Annotated in this window: 15 protein-coding genes; 4 read left to right on the forward strand and 11 right to left on the reverse strand. The window is 70.8% G+C overall.

The genetic code is table 11. The features are described from left to right. Positions 1–96: 96 nt before the first annotated feature. Positions 97–768, reverse strand: a complete 672-nt coding sequence (locus ABIA38_RS44090; protein ID WP_424644690.1) for an O-methyltransferase — start codon at positions 766–768, stop codon at positions 97–99. 5 nt (positions 769–773) lie between these two features. After that, complete coding sequence (locus ABIA38_RS44095) at positions 774–1,634, reverse strand: arylamine N-acetyltransferase family protein (protein WP_424644691.1); 861 nt, start codon at positions 1,632–1,634, stop codon at positions 774–776. Positions 1,635–1,810: 176 nt separating this feature from the next. Between ABIA38_RS44095 and ABIA38_RS44100 the strand changes: the two genes are divergently transcribed. Further along, on the forward strand, positions 1,811–2,236 hold the full coding sequence (locus tag ABIA38_RS44100; RefSeq protein ID WP_424644692.1) for an ankyrin repeat domain-containing protein: 426 nt from the start codon (positions 1,811–1,813) through the stop codon (positions 2,234–2,236). Between the two features lie 77 nt (positions 2,237–2,313). Further along, a complete protein-coding gene (locus ABIA38_RS44105; protein ID WP_424644693.1) occupies positions 2,314–2,988 on the forward strand; it encodes a hypothetical protein in 675 nt (224 codons plus the stop codon). Between the two features lie 11 nt (positions 2,989–2,999). Here the strand turns inward: ABIA38_RS44105 and ABIA38_RS44110 are convergent, their stop codons facing one another. From ABIA38_RS44110 to ABIA38_RS44120, 3 genes are all read right to left on the reverse strand, one after another. Beyond that, entirely contained in the window at positions 3,000–4,352 is a 1,353-nt protein-coding gene (locus ABIA38_RS44110; protein WP_424644694.1) for a M16 family metallopeptidase, read from the reverse strand. Then, positions 4,349–5,686 (reverse strand): M16 family metallopeptidase, encoded by a 1,338-nt coding sequence (locus tag ABIA38_RS44115; protein ID WP_424644695.1) that lies wholly within the window; start codon positions 5,684–5,686, stop codon positions 4,349–4,351. Before ABIA38_RS44115 ends, ABIA38_RS44110 begins: the two co-directional genes overlap by 4 nt. Before the next feature lie 165 nt (positions 5,687–5,851). After that, complete coding sequence (locus ABIA38_RS44120) at positions 5,852–6,280, reverse strand: type II toxin-antitoxin system Rv0910 family toxin (RefSeq protein WP_424644696.1); 429 nt, start codon at positions 6,278–6,280, stop codon at positions 5,852–5,854. A 172-nt stretch (positions 6,281–6,452) separates the two neighbouring features. Between ABIA38_RS44120 and ABIA38_RS44125 the strand changes: the two genes are divergently transcribed. Beyond that, complete coding sequence (locus ABIA38_RS44125; RefSeq protein WP_424644697.1) at positions 6,453–8,708, forward strand: ATP-dependent RecD-like DNA helicase; 2,256 nt, start codon at positions 6,453–6,455, stop codon at positions 8,706–8,708. Between the two features lie 178 nt (positions 8,709–8,886). Here the strand turns inward: ABIA38_RS44125 and pssA are convergent, their stop codons facing one another. The 4 genes from pssA to ABIA38_RS44145 form a co-directional block, all read right to left on the reverse strand. Continuing rightward, positions 8,887–9,735, reverse strand: coding sequence for a CDP-diacylglycerol--serine O-phosphatidyltransferase (gene pssA, locus ABIA38_RS44130; RefSeq protein ID WP_424644698.1), 849 nt, complete (start codon positions 9,733–9,735; stop codon positions 8,887–8,889). After that, positions 9,722–10,387, reverse strand: a complete 666-nt coding sequence (locus ABIA38_RS44135; protein WP_424644704.1) for a phosphatidylserine decarboxylase — start codon at positions 10,385–10,387, stop codon at positions 9,722–9,724. Before ABIA38_RS44135 ends, pssA begins: the two co-directional genes overlap by 14 nt. 554 nt (positions 10,388–10,941) lie before the next feature. Next, the gene (locus ABIA38_RS44140; protein ID WP_424644699.1) at positions 10,942–12,642 is read right to left on the reverse strand and encodes an N-acyl-D-amino-acid deacylase family protein; all 1,701 of its coding nucleotides are present in this window, start codon (positions 12,640–12,642) and stop codon (positions 10,942–10,944) included. 185 nt (positions 12,643–12,827) lie between these two features. Continuing rightward, positions 12,828–13,763 carry an NAD(P)-dependent oxidoreductase gene (locus ABIA38_RS44145; protein ID WP_424644700.1) on the reverse strand — a complete coding sequence of 312 codons (936 nt, stop codon included), beginning with the start codon at positions 13,761–13,763 and terminating at the stop codon, positions 12,828–12,830. A gap of 275 nt (positions 13,764–14,038) precedes the next feature. Here ABIA38_RS44145 and ABIA38_RS44150 point away from each other — a divergent pair, with 275 nt between their 5' ends. Next, positions 14,039–15,175 (forward strand): hypothetical protein, encoded by a 1,137-nt coding sequence (locus ABIA38_RS44150; protein WP_424644701.1) that lies wholly within the window; start codon positions 14,039–14,041, stop codon positions 15,173–15,175. A gap of 32 nt (positions 15,176–15,207) precedes the next feature. Here ABIA38_RS44150 and ABIA38_RS44155 read toward each other — a convergent pair whose 3' ends face one another. Beyond that, positions 15,208–15,588 carry an STAS domain-containing protein gene (locus tag ABIA38_RS44155; protein ID WP_424644702.1) on the reverse strand — a complete coding sequence of 127 codons (381 nt, stop codon included), beginning with the start codon at positions 15,586–15,588 and terminating at the stop codon, positions 15,208–15,210. Between the two features lie 356 nt (positions 15,589–15,944). Further along, entirely contained in the window at positions 15,945–16,607 is a 663-nt protein-coding gene (locus ABIA38_RS44160; protein WP_424644703.1) for a peptidyl-tRNA hydrolase, read from the reverse strand. Between the last annotated feature and the right edge of the window lie 1,638 nt (positions 16,608–18,245).

The following is an 18,245-nucleotide window of genomic DNA, read 5'->3' on the forward strand; positions in this document are numbered from 1 at the left end:
CCCGCGACCCGCGCCCGCGACTCCTGCTTTCCGCTGCGGTTGTGCCACCGGCCCGGGCCCACCCCACTGGCCCGGGCCTGCCCGGCCGGCCCCGGCTCAGGCCTCGTCGAGGCCCTTTACCCGGGCCAAGGTGATGCCGTCCGCGACGGGGAGGATTACCGGCTCGACTCGGCGGTCGGCTTTTACGTGTTCGTTGAACGCGTGTACGGCCTCGGGGGTCGGGGCGCCTTCGGGCCTGGTCACCTGGCCGCTGTAGAGGACGTTGTCGGCGATCAGCAGGCCGTTCGGGCGCATTCGCGGGACCAGGGCCTCCCAGTAGGCGATGTAGCCGTCCTTGTTCGCGTCGAGGAAGGCCAGGTCGATGTGCGGGTGCGAAGGCAGCGCGTCCAGCGTCTCCAGGGCCGGTGCGATGCGCAGGTCGATACGATCCGCCACGCCCGCCTTCTGCCAGGCCGCGCGGGCGATCTCGGTCCACTCCTCGGACACGTCGCAACACAGCAGCCGGCCGCCCTCGGCCAGGCCCTTGGCGATGCACAGTGCCGAGTAGCCGGTGAACGTGCCCACCTCGACCGCGACCTTCGGCCGGATCACCCCGGCCAGCAGGGTGAGCAGCGCGCCCTGCTCGGCCGGAATCTGCAGATTGGCGAACCGGCCCAGCTCCCTGGTGCGTTCGATCACGCCGCGCTGGACGTCGTCCGGCGCCAGCGAGTGGTCCAGGATGTAGTCGTAGAGCTCGTGGGTGACCTGTACCTGCTTGTCGAACGCCATGGGTCTCAGTGCTCCTCTGCGGGGCGGGGGGCGGGGGCGGGTGCGGGTGCGGGTTGTTCGGTCGGCTTCGGGAAGACCGTGTCCCAGGGCAGCAGCAGGCCGAAGTGGCCGACCAGGAGGCGGAGTACCTCGTGGTCGTCGGTCAACTCGCGCGCCTCCTGCGAGCCGTCGCTGCGCACCACGGTCAGCCGCCGGTTCTCCAGATACGCGCGCTCGTGCGGGCCGCTGCGCTGGACCCGCAGGGTGTCCCGGAACGGCGATCGCGGATGGGTGGCGATGAACCAGTTGGCCACCTCGAAGTCGACCAACTCGCGGCGCTCCAGGGTGAATGCGTACACGGTGAACCAGCCGTCGTCGCCATACACGGTCTGTAGCAGCCACAGGTCGTCCTCGCGCACCAGCCGAAAACGCCACGCGCCCTGCGGGCCGGCCACGCCCGGGAGCAGCGGCAGCGGCTCCAACAGGCCGCCGCTGCCGAAGCCGACGTCGGCGATGTAGGGGTGCTCCTCGCCGGGCACCTCGACCGCGAGCAACATGTGCGTCAGCGGGCGGATCGCGTCCGTGCCCATCCGCACCCGCGCGGACAGCCGGGTGACGCCGAAGCCCAGCGCCTCCAGGACGCCGGCGAACAGCAGGTTGTGTTCGAAGCAGTAGCCGCCGCGTCCCTGGCGGACCAGCTTGTCCTCCAGGTCGGCCGGCGCCAGCGAGGGTACGCCGCCGAGCACGACCTCGACGTTCTCGAACGGGATGCCGATCACGTGTGCCAGGTGCAGGGAGCGCAGCGTCGCCCAGGTGGGCGCCCGCTCGCCCGACCAGTCGATGCGCGCGAAGTAGGCGTCGAGGTCCAGATGGTGCTGATGACGCAACAGCCGTCTCCTTCGGATCCGGGGCCCCGGGGCCGCGACTGGACCGATTCTCACACGCGGGTCCGCGCGCACCACACCGCATACCCGGCGCGCCACCCGATAGGTTCGGAAGCGGGATGGTTCGGGCGACGTGCCGGGGCCGAACCCACGAGAGATCACGCACGCGGAGGTCGGTCATGGGTGAGCAGCAGTCGGAACAGCCGGCGGAGCAGCCTTCCGCGGAGGACGAGCGCCGGATCGAGGAGTTGGCCGGGCGGATGTTCGAGGCGGCGCGGACCGGCGACGGCGAGTTGCTCGGTCGCTACGTGGACGCCGGGTTGTCCGCGAACCTGGCCAACGACCGCGGCGACACGCTGCTGATGCTCGCGGCGTACCACGGACACGCCGCCGCGGTACGCGTGTTGCTCGCGCGCGGCGCGGATCCGGACCGGGCCAACGACCGGGGGCAGACGCCCCTCGCCGGCGCGGTGTTCAAGAACGAGGCGGACGTGGTGGACGCGCTCGTCGCGGCCGGCGCCGACCCGGACGCGGGCACGCCGAGCGCGCGCGAGGCGGCCCGGATGTTCGGCAAAGAGCACATGCTTTCGGGAACCGATGGGTAACAACGCTATGACCCTCCGTCAGTTCCCGCCTGCGCCAGGGACAACCAAGCGTGAGGGCACCGGGGGAGGCGCAAACCATGTCCGACCAGCCCGCGATACCGCGTCTCGACCTGGACGGGTTCCCCACCGGTGCGGGGCTGTTGCACCTGCGTTCGGATCTGCCCGAGGCGTTGGACGGCACGTTCTCCCCGTGGTGCGACCGGCATCACGACGAGGTGTTGCGGCTGCCGGGCTTCCGGCGGGCGCGGCGCTTCGTGTTGTGCGGGGCGTTCGGCAACGGTGAGGCCGACGGCGGGCCGCCGGCGGCGCGTTACCTGACCGTGTACGACCTGCGGCACGTGGGTCTGCCGGCCGACCTCGGCGGCGCCGCGGACGACCTGGTGGGCGCCCCGCTGCCGCCCGAACTGATCGGCGCGGTCACCTCGTCGCGCCTGGACTGCCGGGAGATCCGGCGGTGGCCCAACGTGTCGGCGAGCCGGCTGTTCCCGGCCGGCGACAAACTCCTGCACCTGACCGCGCACGGTTCGGGCGCGGCGATGGGTCGGTGGCTGCACGAGGAGGCGGTGGCCGAACTCCTGCGCGCCCCGGGCGCGGTGGGCCTGCGCTGGTTCGACGCCGGCCCCGGCCTGCACCTGGTCCTGTGCGAGGTGAGCGGCCCGATGTGGCCGCTCCCCCCGCATGTGCCGCAGGACCTGGGACCGGCGGTGTGGAGCGGCTACCGGCAGGTGTTCGCGGCCGACGCGCCCGAGTGAGACGCGTCCGCTCAGACGTCGGCCGACACCACCTCGAAGCCCGCCGCGTGCAGGTCCGGGACGATGCGGTCCGCGTCGCCCTCGACGACCACCGCGAGTTCGTCGGGGCGCAGGTGGTGGGCCGCCGCCCGGTTGACCGTGTCCAGGTCGGTGGCCAGGATCTCGGCGTATTCGTGGGTCACGTGGTCGTCGGGGAGGTCGTGCACGATCGCCTCGATCAGTCGGCCGCCGATGCCGCCCGGGGTTTGCAGGTTGATCGGCATGCTGCCGAGCGAGTGGGCCCGGGTGGCGGCCAGTTCGGCGGCGGTGACGCCGTCGGCGTGCATCCGGCGGATCTCGCCGATCGCGTCGACGATCGCGGCGGCGGTCACCTCGGTGTGTACGGACGCGGAGACCGTGAACGAGCCCGAGCGGCGACCGTGGCCGAAGTTCGCGTGCGCGCCGTACGTATAGCCCTTGACCTCACGCAGCAGGTGGTTGAGCCGGGAGCCGAAGCTGCCGCCGAGCACGTCGGCGAACAATTCGATGGCGATCAGGTCGGGGGTGGTCCGCGGGGCCGCCGCGTGTCCGATGCGCAGTACGGATTGCACCGCGCCGGGGCGGTTCACCACGATCGCCCGCTTGGTGGCGGGGGCGCCGGTGTACGGGACGATGTCCGCGCGGACCGCGACGCCGTCGGCGTCGGCGAAGGCGATCCGGCCCAGGGCGGCCAGGTCGACCGTGTCCAGGTCGCCGACCACCGCCAGGGTGCCGGGCGCGGTCATCCGGCTCGCGTGGAAGGACCGGATCGCCGCCGCGTCGAGCGCGGCGCCGGTGTCGGGTGTGCCGCCGAGCAGGCCGCCGAGTCGGGTGTCGCCGAACAGCGCGCGCCGGAAGGCGAGTTGGGCGCGGGTGCCGGGCTGGGCCCAGGACGTCTTGAGGGAGCGGACGTGGTCGGCCAGGAAACGCTCGACGTCGGCCTCGGTGAACGCCGGTCGGCGGACCGCCTCGGCGACCAGGTCCAGGCCCGCCGCGAGCCGATCGGCGGGCAGGTCGACGCCGACCTCCTGGGTCTCCCACCCGCAGGCCAGCCGCCACTGCGCGCCGAGTGCCTCGACGGCCAGGCCGAACGTGTCCGCGTCGCGGTCCAGGCTGCCCTCGTCGAGCAGTGAGCAGGTGATCCGGGCCAGGCCGTCCAGGCCAGCCGGTTCGTGCAGCGCGCCGCTTTCCATCAGCAGCTTGGCCCAGGCCAGACTGCGGCCGGGCAGGTGCGCGCCGATCACCTCGCCGCCGGCCACCCGCACCCGACGCACCTCGGGGAAGCGGTAGGGGCGCGGCTCGGTGCCGGTGGGTCGTTCGGCGACCAGGGTGTGTCGGGCGCTCATGCGGCGGCCTCCGGCTCGTCGGTGTCGATGTCGGCGCCCGCCTCGGCGGCCTCGGGCAGGTATTCGAGGACGATCCGGTTGTCCTCGTGCAGGATCTCGCGCGCGCTTTGGTGCACGTCCTCGACGGTGACCGCGAGCAGTCGGTCCAGGTGGTCGCGGATCGACTCGGCGTCGCCGAATCGGGTGGTGAACCGGCCGATCGCGTCCGCGCGGCTGCCGGCGGTGGCCAACTCGCGCAGCCAGTCGCCGGACAACATGGCCCGGACCCGGTCGAGTTCGGCCTCGGTCACCCCGTCGCGCACGACCTCGTCGCATACCTCGACGTAGGCGTCCAGGAGTTCGCCCTGGTCGACGCCCTCGCTGGGCGCGCAGGCGCCCATCAGTACCGATTCGAAGTGCAGATGGCTCCACGCGGACAGGAACGCGCCGGAGGCCTGGGCCAGTTGGCGTGCGGTGACCAGCTCGCGGTAGAGCCGGCTGCCGCGTCCGCGCCCGACCACCGAGGCCAGCACGACCGAGGCGGGGGAGTCCGCGGTGCCGAAGCGTGGTGCCCGGTGGGCCAGGAACAGGCGCGGCGCGGGCACGTCCCGATGCAGCCGCACCCGCCGCCCGGCGCCGAAGCGCGGCGGCAGCGGCGCGGGGGTGGGCTGCGGGAAGGAGCCGCGTGGCGCGATGCCGCCGAAGTACTGCTCGGCGAGCGCGACCACGTGTTCCGGGTCCACGTCGCCGACCACGGTCAGCACCGCGTTGTCCGGCGCGTAGTAGGTTTCGTGGAACGCGGTGAAGTCGGCGAGTTCGGCGCCGTCCAGCTCGGCCATCGAGCCGATCGTGGAACTGGCGTAGGGGTGGCCCGCCGGGTAGGCGAGGGCCATCATCTCCTCGGCCCAGTCGCCGTACGGCACGTTGTCGTAGCGCTGCCGGCGCTCGTTCTTGACCACCTCGCGCTGGTTGTCCAGGGTCTCCTGGGTCAGCGCGAGCGAGCCCATCCGGTCGGCCTCCAGCCACAGCGCGAGGTCGAGCCGGCCGGAGGGCACCGTCTGGTAGTAGTTGGTCCGGTCCGAGCTGGTGGACGCGTTGATCCCGTCCCCGCCGCAGCCCTCGATCGCGGCGAAGTGGCCGCCCTTGTCGACGTGCGCCGAGCCCTCGAACATCAGGTGCTCGAAGAGGTGGGCGAAGCCGTGCTTGCCCTCGACCTCGTGCCGCGAGCCCACGTCGTACCAGAGGTTGACCGCGGCCAGCGGCACCGTGGCATCGGGGCAGACCACCACGCGCAGACCGTTGGCGAGCCGGGTCCGATGCAGGGTCCACGGGAAGTGGGCGGAAGTTGACGGCACGTCAGGTCCCTCCGAGGGGTTCGCGGCGCTCGACGACGGATCGCCATTGTTCCAGGCGAGCGGGTCGGGCGCGGCGGGCCCCGGACGGGAACGACCATCCACACGGGTGCGGACACCGTGTGGATGGTCCGGGTGTGGCTTGACGGGCGCGATGGCGCCGCGCGCCTACTTGACCAGTGCGGCGAACTTGCCCAGCGACTCGATCAGCGCTTCCTGGGTGGCCTTGGTGACCTTGCCGGCCATCATCTGTACCGCGCCGCCCTTGACCTCGGACTCGATCCGCAACACCGAACCCTCGCCCGCGGCCTCGACGATGAACGTCTCGGTCATGATCACGCCCATCGGGCCCTTGCCGTCGAGCGAGAGGGACTTGCCCGGCTCGACGTCCTTGATCGTCCACTTGATGTCCGCCGGGAAGCCCATCAGCTTCATCTTCTCGTCGTAGGTCACGCCCGCTTCGAGCTTCTCCGGCGCGCCGGCCGGGAACTCGACGTGCGGGACCATCCACTCGCCGAAGACGCTGTAGTCGGTCAGCTTCGCCCACACGGCCTCGGGACTGGCAGCGACCTCGACCTGCTCGTTGATGACGGGCATGCGTGTGTCCTATCGGTTTTCGAGCTGCGGAAAACGTTTGCGGCTCTGGGCATTCGGAGCATGGAGTCCCCGGAAGGTACCGCCGATATGTGACACGGTCAATGGTTTCCAAGATCAAAAAGAGAACGTGTTCCAGTCGCTCTGTCGGGTGTGTTGACTACGCTCGGGCGACATGACAGGCACGTTGCCGGGCGGGCCGCCCGGCGCCGAAACCGGGGCCGCGGGAGGGGCCGTTCTCGATGCCGTACTGGAGCGCATCACCTACCAGAACGACGAGAACGGCTGGACCGTGGCCCGCGTGGACACCGGCCGGCACGGCAGCGAACTGCTCACCGTGGTCGGCGCGCTGCTCGGCGCCCAACCCGGCGAGTCGATCCGGATGCGCGGGCGCTGGGGCAGCCATCCGCAGTTCGGCCGACAGTTCCAGGTCGACTCCTTCAGCACCGTGCTGCCGGCCACCGTGCAGGGCATCCGCCGCTATCTGGGATCCGGACTGATCAAGGGCATCGGCCCCAAGACCGCGGACCGGATCGTCGAGCACTTCGGCGTGCGCTCGCTCGACGTGATCGACGAGGACGCCACGCAGCTGATCCAGGTGCCGGGCCTGGGACCCAAGCGCACCAAACTGATCGCCGCCGCGTGGGAGGAGCAGAAGGCGATCAAGGAGGTGATGGTCTTCCTCCAGGGCATCGGCATCTCCACGTCGCCGGCGGTGCGGATCTTCAAGGAATACGGCGACGCCTCGATCGACGTGGTGCGTACCGAGCCCTACCGGCTGGCCGCCGACGTGTGGGGGATCGGCTTCAAGACGGCGGATGCGATCGCCAAGGCGGTGGGGATACCGCACGACTCGCCGCAGCGGATCAAGGCCGGCCTGCAGTACACGCTGTCCGAGGGCACCGACGGCGGCCACTGCTACCTGCCCGCCGACGTCCTGGTCGCCGAGGCGGTGAAGATCCTGGACGTGCCCTCCGACCTGGTGGTGCGCTGCCTGAACGAGCTGATCGGCGAGGACGGGGTGGTCTGCGAGGAACTGCCCGGGCCGGTGACGGTGTCGGGCACGCAGGGGGATCCGGTCCAGGCGGTCTACCTGGTGCCCTTCCACCGCGCCGAACTGTCCCTCGCGGGGCGGGTCCGGGCGCTGCTCGGGGCCCGGGAGGACCGGCTCGCGGCGTTCGCCGAGCTGGACTGGGACCGGGCGCTCGGGTGGTTGCGCGGACGTACCGGCACCGCGCTGGCCGCCGAGCAGGAACAGGCCGTACGGCTCGCGCTGACCGCCAAGGTCGCCGTCCTCACCGGCGGCCCCGGCTGCGGCAAGAGCTTCACCGTGCGCTCCGTGGTCGAACTGGCCCGGGCGCGTGGGGCGAAGGTGATCCTGGCCGCGCCCACCGGCCGGGCCGCCAAGCGGCTCGCCGAGCTGACCGGCTGCGAAGCGGCCACCGTACACCGGCTGTTGCAGCTCCAGCCCGGCGGCAACGCGGCCTACGACCAGGACAAGCCGCTGGACGCCGACCTGGTGGTGGTCGACGAGGCGTCGATGCTGGACCTGCTGCTGGCCAACAAGCTGATCAAGGCGATACCCGCCGGGGCACACCTGCTGTTCGTCGGCGACGTGGACCAGTTGCCCAGCGTCGGCGCCGGCGAGGTGCTGCGCGACCTGCTCGCCGCCGAACGGGTGCCCCGGGTACGACTGACCCAGATCTTCCGGCAGGCCCAGCAGTCCGGCGTGGTGACCAACGCGCACCGGATCAACGCCGGGCGCCCGCCGATCACCGACGGCCTGGCCGACTTCTTCCTCTTCCCGGCCGAGGAGACCGAGGACGCGGCGACCCTCACCGTGGATGTGGTCGCCCGGCGCATCCCGCGCAAGTTCGGCCTGGACCCGCGCCGCGACATCCAGGTACTCGCCCCGATGCACCGCGGCCCGGCCGGCGCCGGCGCGCTGAACCTGCTGCTCCAGCAGGCCCTGACCCCCGCTCGTGAGGGCCTGCCGGAGAAGCGCTTCGGTGGCCGCACCTTCCGGGTCGGCGACAAGGTCACCCAGATCCGCAACAACTACGACAAGGGCACGAACGGCGTCTTCAACGGCACGGGTGGCGTGGTGATCGCCCTGTCGCCGGAGGACCAGAAGCTGGTGGTGCGCACCGAGGAGGACGAGGAGGTCGACTACGACTTCGCCGAACTCGACGAGCTGTCACACGCGTACGCCGTCACCATCCACCGCTCGCAGGGCAGCGAATACCCGGCCGTGGTCGTACCGGTGACCTCCAGCGCCTGGATGATGCTCCAGCGCAACCTGCTCTACACCGCGATCACCAGGGCCAAACGCCTGGTGGTCCTGGTCGGTTCCCGCCGCGCCCTCGGCCAGGCGGTGCGCACGGTGTCGGCGGGCAAACGCTTCACGGGGCTCGCCCATCGGCTGGGGTAGGGCATCGGCTGGGTCGGGCATCGGCTGGGTAGAGCATCGGCTGGGTAGGCATCGGCTGGGTAGAGCATCGGACGACCCGCGGGAGGGCCGCGGATAACGCGGAACGCCGCCACCCGGGTGGGTGGCGGCGTTCGGGTTCGCGGGGTGCGGCCGTGGCCGGCGGATCAGGGATCAGGGATCAGCGGATCATCCGGAGGCCGATGCGTTCGACGCCCTTGCGGGCCATCGCCATCGCGGGTACCAGGAGGGCCAGGGTGACCTGGGTCGTGGCGCCCATGTTGAGCATCCATTCGCTGCCGGGCGCGTCGGCGGCCCAGGCGATCAGGCAGCTCATGCTCAGTCCGATGCCGGCCATCACCAGGATCGCCATGTTGCCGGTCGGCTTGGGGTATTCGATCCGGCTCACCATCAACCCGGAAACCGCCACGATCAGCACGGCCGCCGGGGTGAACGGCAGGTCGAGCAGCACGATCGAGACGACCGTCATCGCGCCCATCGGGATGGGCATGCCCTGGAACACCCCGGGGCGTCCCGGGGTGGTCGCGAATCTGGCCAGGCGCAGGACACCGGCGATCAGGATGGACAACGCGACCAGGACCGCCGCGGGCGCCTGCCCGGTGTTCAGCGGTACGGCCGCCCAGGTGACCACGAAGAACGCCGGCGCGACGCCGAAGGTGATCACGTCGGCGAGGTTGTCCAACTGCGCGCCCAGCGAGGACATCCGCAGCTTGCGGGCCACCATGCCGTCACACAGGTCGCACAGCGCGCCGATCAACATCAGCACCACCGCCGCCGCCATGCTGCGCTCGGCCGATACGCCGACGTCGCCGCCGCGCTGCGCCATGACCGAACACGCGAGGAAGTAGATCGCCATGAATCCGCACGCGGCGTTACCCAGCGTGAGGACGTCCGCGACCGAGATCCGCGAGGACAGGCACGCCTGCGGATCGTCCTCGACCGGGGTGCCGAGAATGTTCAGCTCGGCGACGTCCAGGTCGGCCGTATCGTCGTAATCAGTGCCGGTCAAGACGCGTCTCTCCCGCCGTTGTCCGTTGTCCCACGGTCACCGCGGGCTCGACGCCCGGCGGCAGGTACACGTCCACGCGCGAGCCGAACCGGATCAGTCCGATCCGATCGCCGCAGGCGACCTCGGTACCCGGCTCCAGGTACGGCACGATGCGCCGCGCGACGGTGCCGGCGATCTGCACCAGCTCCACATCGCCGATCGCGGTGTCGAAGATCCACACAACGCGTTCGTTGTGCTCGCTTTCCTTGTTGAACGCCGGGACGAACCCGCCGGCTTTGTGCTCCACGGACTTCACGACGCCGTCGAGCGGCGCACGGTTCACGTGCACGTTCAACGGGCTCATGAAGGTCGCGATCCGGGTGCGGCCGTCGGGCCAGGCGTCGATGCTCTGGACCACGCCATCGGCCGAGGCGATCACGCCGTCGGCGGGGATGGTGCGCTCCGGGTCACGGAAGAACCACAGCATGCCACCGGTGAGGGCCAGCGTCGGCACGGCCGCGAGGGCCCAGCGCCGGTTGCGCAGTGTGGCCAAACCGGTCAACGCGCCGGTCACAGCCGTCGGCACCAGCCAGGGAGAAGCTCCCTGGGCCAGGCGCGGCCGTTGCCTCGGCGCGTACCCCGCCGATGCCGGCGAGGGGGAATCGTCACTCATCGAGAACCTTTGTCGGGGGGCGTGCCCGTCGGTAACGGGCGGCACTCGGCGGATGCTACCTAGACGGAGGGCCATCGCGCTTCCGGCGGTGATTGCTCACGACGTGCCGGTCTCGCCCAAATCAGCGCAATCCGGACGCCGATCGAGCCATTCCTGGTGGTGGAACCGGTTGCCCGTGTCCACAAGGTTGCCCTCCGCGCATGCCTGCTGTGAAGAGGCCGCAGGTCCCGCTCCCCGTATGGGATCCGTGGCGTCGATCACGTCGGCCGTAGCGTCCCTTCGGCCTGCGTCGCTTGACGCCGGCTATGGCGGATCGTCACAAAACCGTGACACGGCGGTGGGTCGGTCGACCCACCGCCGTACCTCAAGGGTAAACGCGTTGATATGACGCGCCGTCAGACATCTCGTCAGACATCTCGTCGGACATCTCGTCGGGTGCGCTGCCGGGGGGGCGCTGCCGTCGGGTGTGCTCTCGGGTGTGCTGACGGATGTGTCCGCGGTCGTGCCGACGGATGTGCTCTCGTGTGCTCTCGGCCGTGCCCTCGGTCGTGGCCTCAGCCGGGCAGCGAGGCCCGGCCGACCATCGTGCCCGGGCGGGCTCCGGTGGGTTCGCCGTCGAGCACCGTCGGCACACCCGCGACCACCGTGGCCCGCACGCCGGCCGGGCCGCGGGTGAACCGCCATGAGCCGTCCGGGTTGTCGTAGCGCTTCTCCTCCGGCCGCACCTCGATCTCGTCGAGCGCGAACACCACCAGGTCGCCGGCCCGGCCCGGGGCGAGCACGCCGCGGTCGTGCAGCCCGAAGAACCCGGCGAGCTTCCCGGTCAGGTTGTGCACCGCCTCCTCGACGCTCATCAGGCCGGTGTCGCGGACGTAGCGGGTGAGCAGGTAGACGTTCTCGCCCGAGCCGCAGAACAGCTGGAGGTGCGCGCCGGAATCGTTGATGTTGGTCAGCGTGTGCGGCTCGTTGAAGAGCCCGGCCACCGCCGGCTCGTCGAACGCGTCCGGGATGCCGCGCAGGCAGGACAGGATGCCGTTGGCGCCGATCCAGGTGGCCAATGCGTCGGAGATGTGCAGCCCCTCCCGGTCCGCGTACTCCTGGAGCGAGATGTCCAGCGGGCCGTGCCCGGTCTCCGAGATCGCCAGGATCAGTGACTCGGGCCGATCGAGTCGAGATGTCGACGACGAGACGCGGTTGTCCCAGTCTTCGCGCGCCTGCGCCCGCCACTGCGGATCGGCGAGGGTGGCCAACTTGGTCTCGGCCGGACCGTTGATCCAGTGGTTCCAGGCGGCCACCCGCTGGAAGGTGAGCGCGCGCTCGAAGTTGAAGAACGGCTCCAGCGGCTTATGCGGCACATTGGGCCAGAAGTCGACGCCGTCCGCGCGCAGCCTGCGGTGCAGCGCGATGGTCTGTTCCCGCAGGTAGTCCTCCCGCACGGTGGACGGGATCGCGGTCCACTGGGCGCGGATCCCGCGCGGCTTGCAGATTCGGGCGAATCGCTGCACATCGGCGTCGATGTGCTCCGGCTCGTTGAACCTGGTGATCAGCTGGAGAGTGGCCCCGGGGTGCCGGGCGAGCACGTCCGCGAGCGCCTCGAACTCGGCGTCCTCGGCCAGTCGGGTGGGCACCGGCTGCAGATAACGATCCTTGTCGAAGACATTGGTCGACAAGCCGATTGCTCCATGAGTCAACGACTCGTCGAGCAGCGCGGCCATCTCCGCGATCTCCTCGGGGGTGGCCGCGCGGGACCAGGACGCCTCCGCGCCCAGCACGGTGGTGCGCAGGGTCAGGTGTCCGACGAAGCCGGCCACGTTGACCGAGACCGCCTGGCCCGTGACCGCTTCGCGGTATTCGGGCCAGCGCTCCCATGTCCACGGCACCCGATCCTGGAAGGCGGAGAGCGGGAGATCCTCCAGGAAACAGAACAGGTCCAGGACCGGCTCGCGCGCGCTCTCCCGGAGGGGGGCCACCGACATGCCGCAGTTCCCGAAGACGACCGTGGTGGTGCCGTAGGCGGGCAGCGGGTCCAGGTCCGGGTTCCACCACATGGCGCCGTCCACGTGGGTGTGCGCCTCGATGAAGCCGGGCGCGACGTAGGCGCCGGCCGCCTCGATCACCCGCTCCGCGCCGCCCGCGGGGATCAGGTCCGGACCTACCTCGACGATCACCCCGTCGCGCACTCGGACGTCGGCTCGGATCGGGGCCGCCCCCGTTCCGTCCACGACGGTGCCTCCGCGTACCAGCAGATCGGCCATGGGCGTTCTCCCTATTACTTGTCATCGCTCGCGATGCTCGATTACTTGTCATCGCTCGCGATGCTCGCGATTGCTTCGTGGGTGTGGGTTGTGGCGTGCGCTCCTCTGGATTTACGTTACGTGTTGTAACTTAACCTGGTGAACTATTCAAGGGTTCGCCGGGGTTGGCCCAAGCGGTGGCCGGGTCAGCCGACTCGATCGGCGGCCGGGCGGCGGCGGATGCTCTCGAAGATCCGGGCGAAGCTCTCCTTGCCGTGGCCCGCCGCGACCTGCCGGTCGATCAGGGTCTGTACGGCGGCCGGCACGTCGGTGCCGATGCCCTGGTCGCGGCTCGCCTCGGCGATGGTGTCGACGGCGGTCTTGTTGAAGTCGAGACTCTGCGTCTCGGCGGTGTAGTCGCCGCTGTCGAAGTAGGCCGCGTGCCCGGGGAGGCCCGTGGTCATCGCGCTGAGCCACGGCACGGCCAGGTCGACGAACTCGCCCGCCGGAACGCCCTCGCTCGCCACCATGGCGGCGCCGTGCGCAAAGCCGGCGAACATTGCGTACATCGACCCGAGCAGCGCCAGGTCGAACAGTGCGGCCCGACCCGCGTCGGTGCCGAAGAAGCGCGCGCCACCGAGCAGTTCGAGCAGGCCGCGGTGGGTGGTGAAGGCCGATTCGGAGCCGCTGTACAGGATCGACGCGACCGGCAGGCCGATCATCTCCGGGACGGCCATGATCGCGCCGTCGAGGTACTCGATGCCCTGCTCGGCGGCCCATGCGGCGGTCTCCCGGGCCTGCTTCGGGGTCACCGTGGTCACGTTGACCACCAGGCGCCCGGCCAACTCGTCGCCCAGCGCGCCCAGCGTGTCGCGCACGGACGCGTCGTCGAGCAGGCACACCACGACCACGGGCGCGGCGGCGACGGCGGCGGCCGGGCTCGGGGCCAGGTCGAGGCCCTTGGCCACCAGGGCGTCGGCCCGGCCCGGGGTGCGGTTCCAGACGGTGGTGGGGTGGCCGCCGCGATGGATCGCGTCGGCGATGGCCCGACCCATCGCGCCCAGGCCGAGGACGGTCACGGGGGGCTTGGGGTGGTGGTGGTCCGGGTGCTGGTTCGGGTGGTGGTTCCGGTGATCGGGCACAGGGGTCTCCAAGTATGGGAGGGGAGGGGTGGTTGCGGTCTGGTGGCGGTGGTGCTGGTGGTGCTGGTGGCGCCTGCCGCTGCCCTCAATGCTCGAACGATGCTCTCCGGACCACAAGTACCTACTAATTAGTGCGGTACCGACGGAAAGGTAAGGGGTCGTGGGCGGTGGCCCGGGAGCCGGAATCGGGGGATCTCCCCACGTCCCGTGCGGCGGGATCCGCATTTCGTTTGCGCGCCTTTCGGTGTCCATCCGCGCCCGGCACAATCGCCGCCATGGCGATCATCGAGACCCCCAATCCCCGTGGCACGCGGCTGAAGGCCGCTGCGGTCGGACTGCTGACCGGGTGTTGGCTCGGTGTCTCGCTGGCCTGCTTCGTCGTCGGGCTGATCATCGCGCGGTGGCAGGTGGTGGTGGCCGGGGTCGGGCTGTGCCTCGCCATGGTCACGGTGAGCGCGATCGCCGGACGGCTCCAGCGGGCCCGGAATCCCCAGCCGGCGGCGCGGCTCGCGCTAGCCGTGATCGAGAGCCGACGGGCGGTCGGCGGCGAAACGGGCGACATTCCGGTCCAGTTCGAGTTGACCGTCGCACCGGACGAGCGACCGGCCTACCGGGTGAAGATGCGCCAGCACATCAACCTGGCCGACATCGCCGACTACCGGGTGCGCGGTGTGGTGGTCGTCGAGTACCGCCCCGACGAGCCGTGGGAGGTCACCATCGTCACCGCGCCCACCGAGCAGTGGGCCCGGCGCGCGGCGACGGAATCGGTGGATTCGGCGCCGCCGTCGCCCACGGTCGCCGGTCCGGAGGAGGGTGTCTCGTTCTGCCTACTGGCCACGCTGGGGCTGTTGTTGGGCGCCGGGGTCGTGGTGCTGATGTTCCGCGCGGAGTTGGCCGATCACATGGGTTCGTCGGAGACGACGTCGAGTTCGACGTCCACGTCGTCCACGTCCACGTCCACGTCGAGTTCCGGTTCCGGTTCCACGACGACGACCACGACCACGGGCGGTGGCGGGCCGTCGATCGTCTCCGGTACGGCCACCTCGGACGCGATGTTGAGCGAGGGGGAGATCCGCCGGTTGGCCGACTCGCTGACGACCGCGATGCGTACCGGGAGCGCGGTCGAGTTCGGCATCGATGAACGGACGATGTCGATGCACGGCGTATTGGGTGTGCCGGCCGATCCCGACGCGGTGATCAACGTGGGTGCGCTGCCGTACCCGAAACTGCCCGGACTGGTCCGGGAGGCGCAGTCCAAGTTGGGTATCGCCAACCCCACTTCGTGGCGGATCGACGTCGAGGCGAAGGCCGGTGTGGTGGCCATCCGGGTCACGGTGGCGGATGGGCAGGGCGCCAAGGCTTCACTGGAGGCGGATGCGCAGGGCCGGGTCACCAGGCGCAACCCGCGCTGAGCCCTGATGCGTTGGCCCGTGGCCGGTGACGGTCAGCCCGCGGCGCTCAGGTCCTGGTCCGTGGGGGTGTCGTCGCACAGCGCCTCGTCGAGGTCCGGGTGGACGTCGAAGAGCCGACGCAGGCCGAGTGCGGTGAAGACGCGGTTGACGTGGTGGTCGTTGTTGCTGGGCATGACCAGGCGCAACGACCCGCCGGTGGAACGGAGTAGGCGGCGGGCGGCGACCAGGGTGCCGATGCCGGTGGAGTCGAGGAACTCGACCCGGGTGAGTTCGAGGACGATGCGATGGTCGCCGTCGGCGACCGCGCGTCTGACGTGTTCTCGGAGTTCGGGGACGACGGCGTAGTCGACCTCTCCGAGCACGTGCAGCACGGTCCAGCCCTGGAGATCGTCCTTGATCACCTGAAGAGTCACGCGCTGGGTTCCCCTCGCCCATGGTGTCCGGAGCAGCGAGGCAGGACGCGGAGCGGTCGGGGACCCGTCCCCCGGCGGATCCGCCGACGGATCCGGGGGTCGCCCTGGTCACGCGGCTCGAGAGCCGGGCGGTCGGCCCGGCCTGTGACCTACCGTAGTGGGCCGTGGGAACCGAGGCAGTGACGATCCGGTCACGTACGGGTCTCGGTTGCAGCGTACACGGATCCGCTGGGTGGGCCGGGGGGTAGCGTGCTCCGGTTTATCGGCCTGCCGGGTGACGGAGCGTCACGGGTGGGTGGTGGGTGGTGGGTTCGGCGTCCTCGGCGTCCTCGGCGGGCTCGGTGGGCTCGGTGGGCTCAGTGGCCCAACCACGGGACGTCGGCGACCACGGTGCACGATCCCGGCGCGATCTCGGTGAAGCCCGCGTCCCGCACGACCGGTCGCCCACTCGTGGTCAGGGCCGGCCACGCACGCGGCTCGGCGACCCGGACCGCGAGGTCGAAGTCCCGTGCCGCCCACTCCTTGCGGGCGGCCTGGTCCAGTTGCATCCATGCGATGTGACTGCCGTGTCCGACCTGGGCCATCGCCTTGCCGGCGGTCATCTCCAGGGTCGGGTTCACCCACAACACCGGCTGCCCGGGGAGGGCGGCGGGCGGCGCGGCCGGCTCGGCCAGGTCGGTGCCCGAGACCTGCAGCTTGGCCAGGTCCTTGGGCCAACCGTCCAGCGGGATCGGCGGGTACACCCGGACCTCGGCGGTACGCACGGCCACCGTGATCCCGGGCAACGCACTCGCCCGCCGCCACTCACCACCGCGGGCGCGCCGCACCACCTTGCGAATCCGATGCCCCTGCCAGGCCTCGACGACGTCGTGCCACTCCCCGTCGGGGTCGGCGGCCCGCTCGTCGGCCAACAACACGAGTACCGCCCGGGCGGCGGCCTCCAACGCGTCGGTCCGCCCCGGCGGCTCATCCTTCTCGATATGCGCAACAAGCGGCAAAACAAACTCGACAACACTCACACCCCAATCATCCCGCGCAACAGACAACGCGGATCGCCCGGGTCGACCGGAAGAAGGAGCGCCGAGCCGGAGCCCCCCGACCGGGAAGCGCACAAGAACCCCCGCATGGGGGCGGGCGCGCCAAGTCGGCCCGTTCGCGGGTGAGCCGAACCGGGCAGGGTGGTCAGGGTAGGCATCGGTCGAACCCCCGAGATCGAAGCGCCCGATCCGCTCCCTTCCGGACGGGAGGCGCGAGAAGTCTGCCGGGGAGCAGCGGTGCCCGCACGCCAACCAGCCCATGGCGCACCTTCGTTGCCGCCCGGGTCGGCTTTGCTGATTCGTGGTCGGGGGCGGTTGGCCGTTTGGCGTCGTGGGGTTGGGCTGGTGCGGGGTTGGTCCCGGGTCCGTTCGGCGGGGCCGTCTCGTGGTGGTGGCCGCCGTCTCGTCGTTGCACGTCCCCTCCGGGGCCGGGGTTTTTGCTTGGTGCTCCGCATCCGTTGTTGCCCGTCCACTACGTGGCCGTCACTGCCCTCGACGGCTTCCTCTGACTCGCGGTCGGGGGCCGTTGTCCGCTCGGCGTCGTGCGGTTGGGCTGTTGGCGGTGTGGCCCTGGGTCCGTTCGGCGGGGCCGGGTCGTGGTGGGTGCCGCCGTGCCGTCGTTGCTCGTCCCCTCCGGGGCCGGGGTTTTTGCTTGGTGCTTCGCATCCGTTGTTGCCCGTCCACTACGTGGCCGTCACTGCCCTGGTCGGCTTCCCCTGACTCGTGGTCGGGGGCCGTTGTCCCTTGGGCGTCGTGGTGTTGGGCTGGTGCGGGGTTGGTCCTGGGTCGGTTCGGCGGGGCGGGGTCGTGGTGGTGGCCGCCGTCTCGTCGTTGCTCGTCCCCTCCGGGGCCGGGGTTTTTGCTTGGTGCTTCGCATCCGTTGTTGCCCGTCCACTACGTGGCCGTTGCTGCCCGGGTCGGCTTCCCTGGCTCGTGGTCGGGGGCGGTCGGCCGCTTGGCGGCCTCGGCGGCCGGTGGCCATGCCGCGTCTCGCAGCCCCTCCCGGCTCCCGCTCTCTCCTCGGGACCGAAACCGGATCCCGACGAGACTCCCAAGGCTCGACACGAAGCCTGACCTGCGGTTTCGCCCGGCACCCAGACCCCCGCAGGTCGGCGAGTGCCGGTTTCGTGCTCCCAGGGCCGAAACCGAGGCACGACAAGGCAAAAAGGGCCGCACGCCGCCAGAGAACCGAGCGCCTCACACACCCCGCAGGCACAACCCGGGCCAACAAACCCACACCCCGAACGGAAACCGACCAACTCGCACGAGGCCGGAACGCCTGCGCAGCGGCCGAACCCCCCGACGCCCCACGCACAACCGCCCCCGACCACGAGCCAGCGAAGCCGACCAGGGCAGTGACGGCCACGTAGTGGACGGGCAACAACGGATGCGGAGCACCAAGCAAAGACCCCGGCCCCGGAGGGGACGAGCAACGACGAGGCGGTGACAGCCGCCACGAGACGGCCCCGCCGAACGGACCCGGGGCCACCACGCACCGGCCCAACCCCACGACGCCAAGCGGCCAACCGCCCCCGACCACGAGCCAGCAAAGCCGACCAGGGCAGTGACGGCCACGTAGTGGACGGGCAACAACGGATGCGAAGCACCAAGCAAAGACCC

The sequence above is a fragment of the Embleya sp. AB8 genome (assembly GCF_049739465.1).
Lineage (GTDB): Bacteria > Actinomycetota > Actinomycetes > Streptomycetales > Streptomycetaceae > Embleya.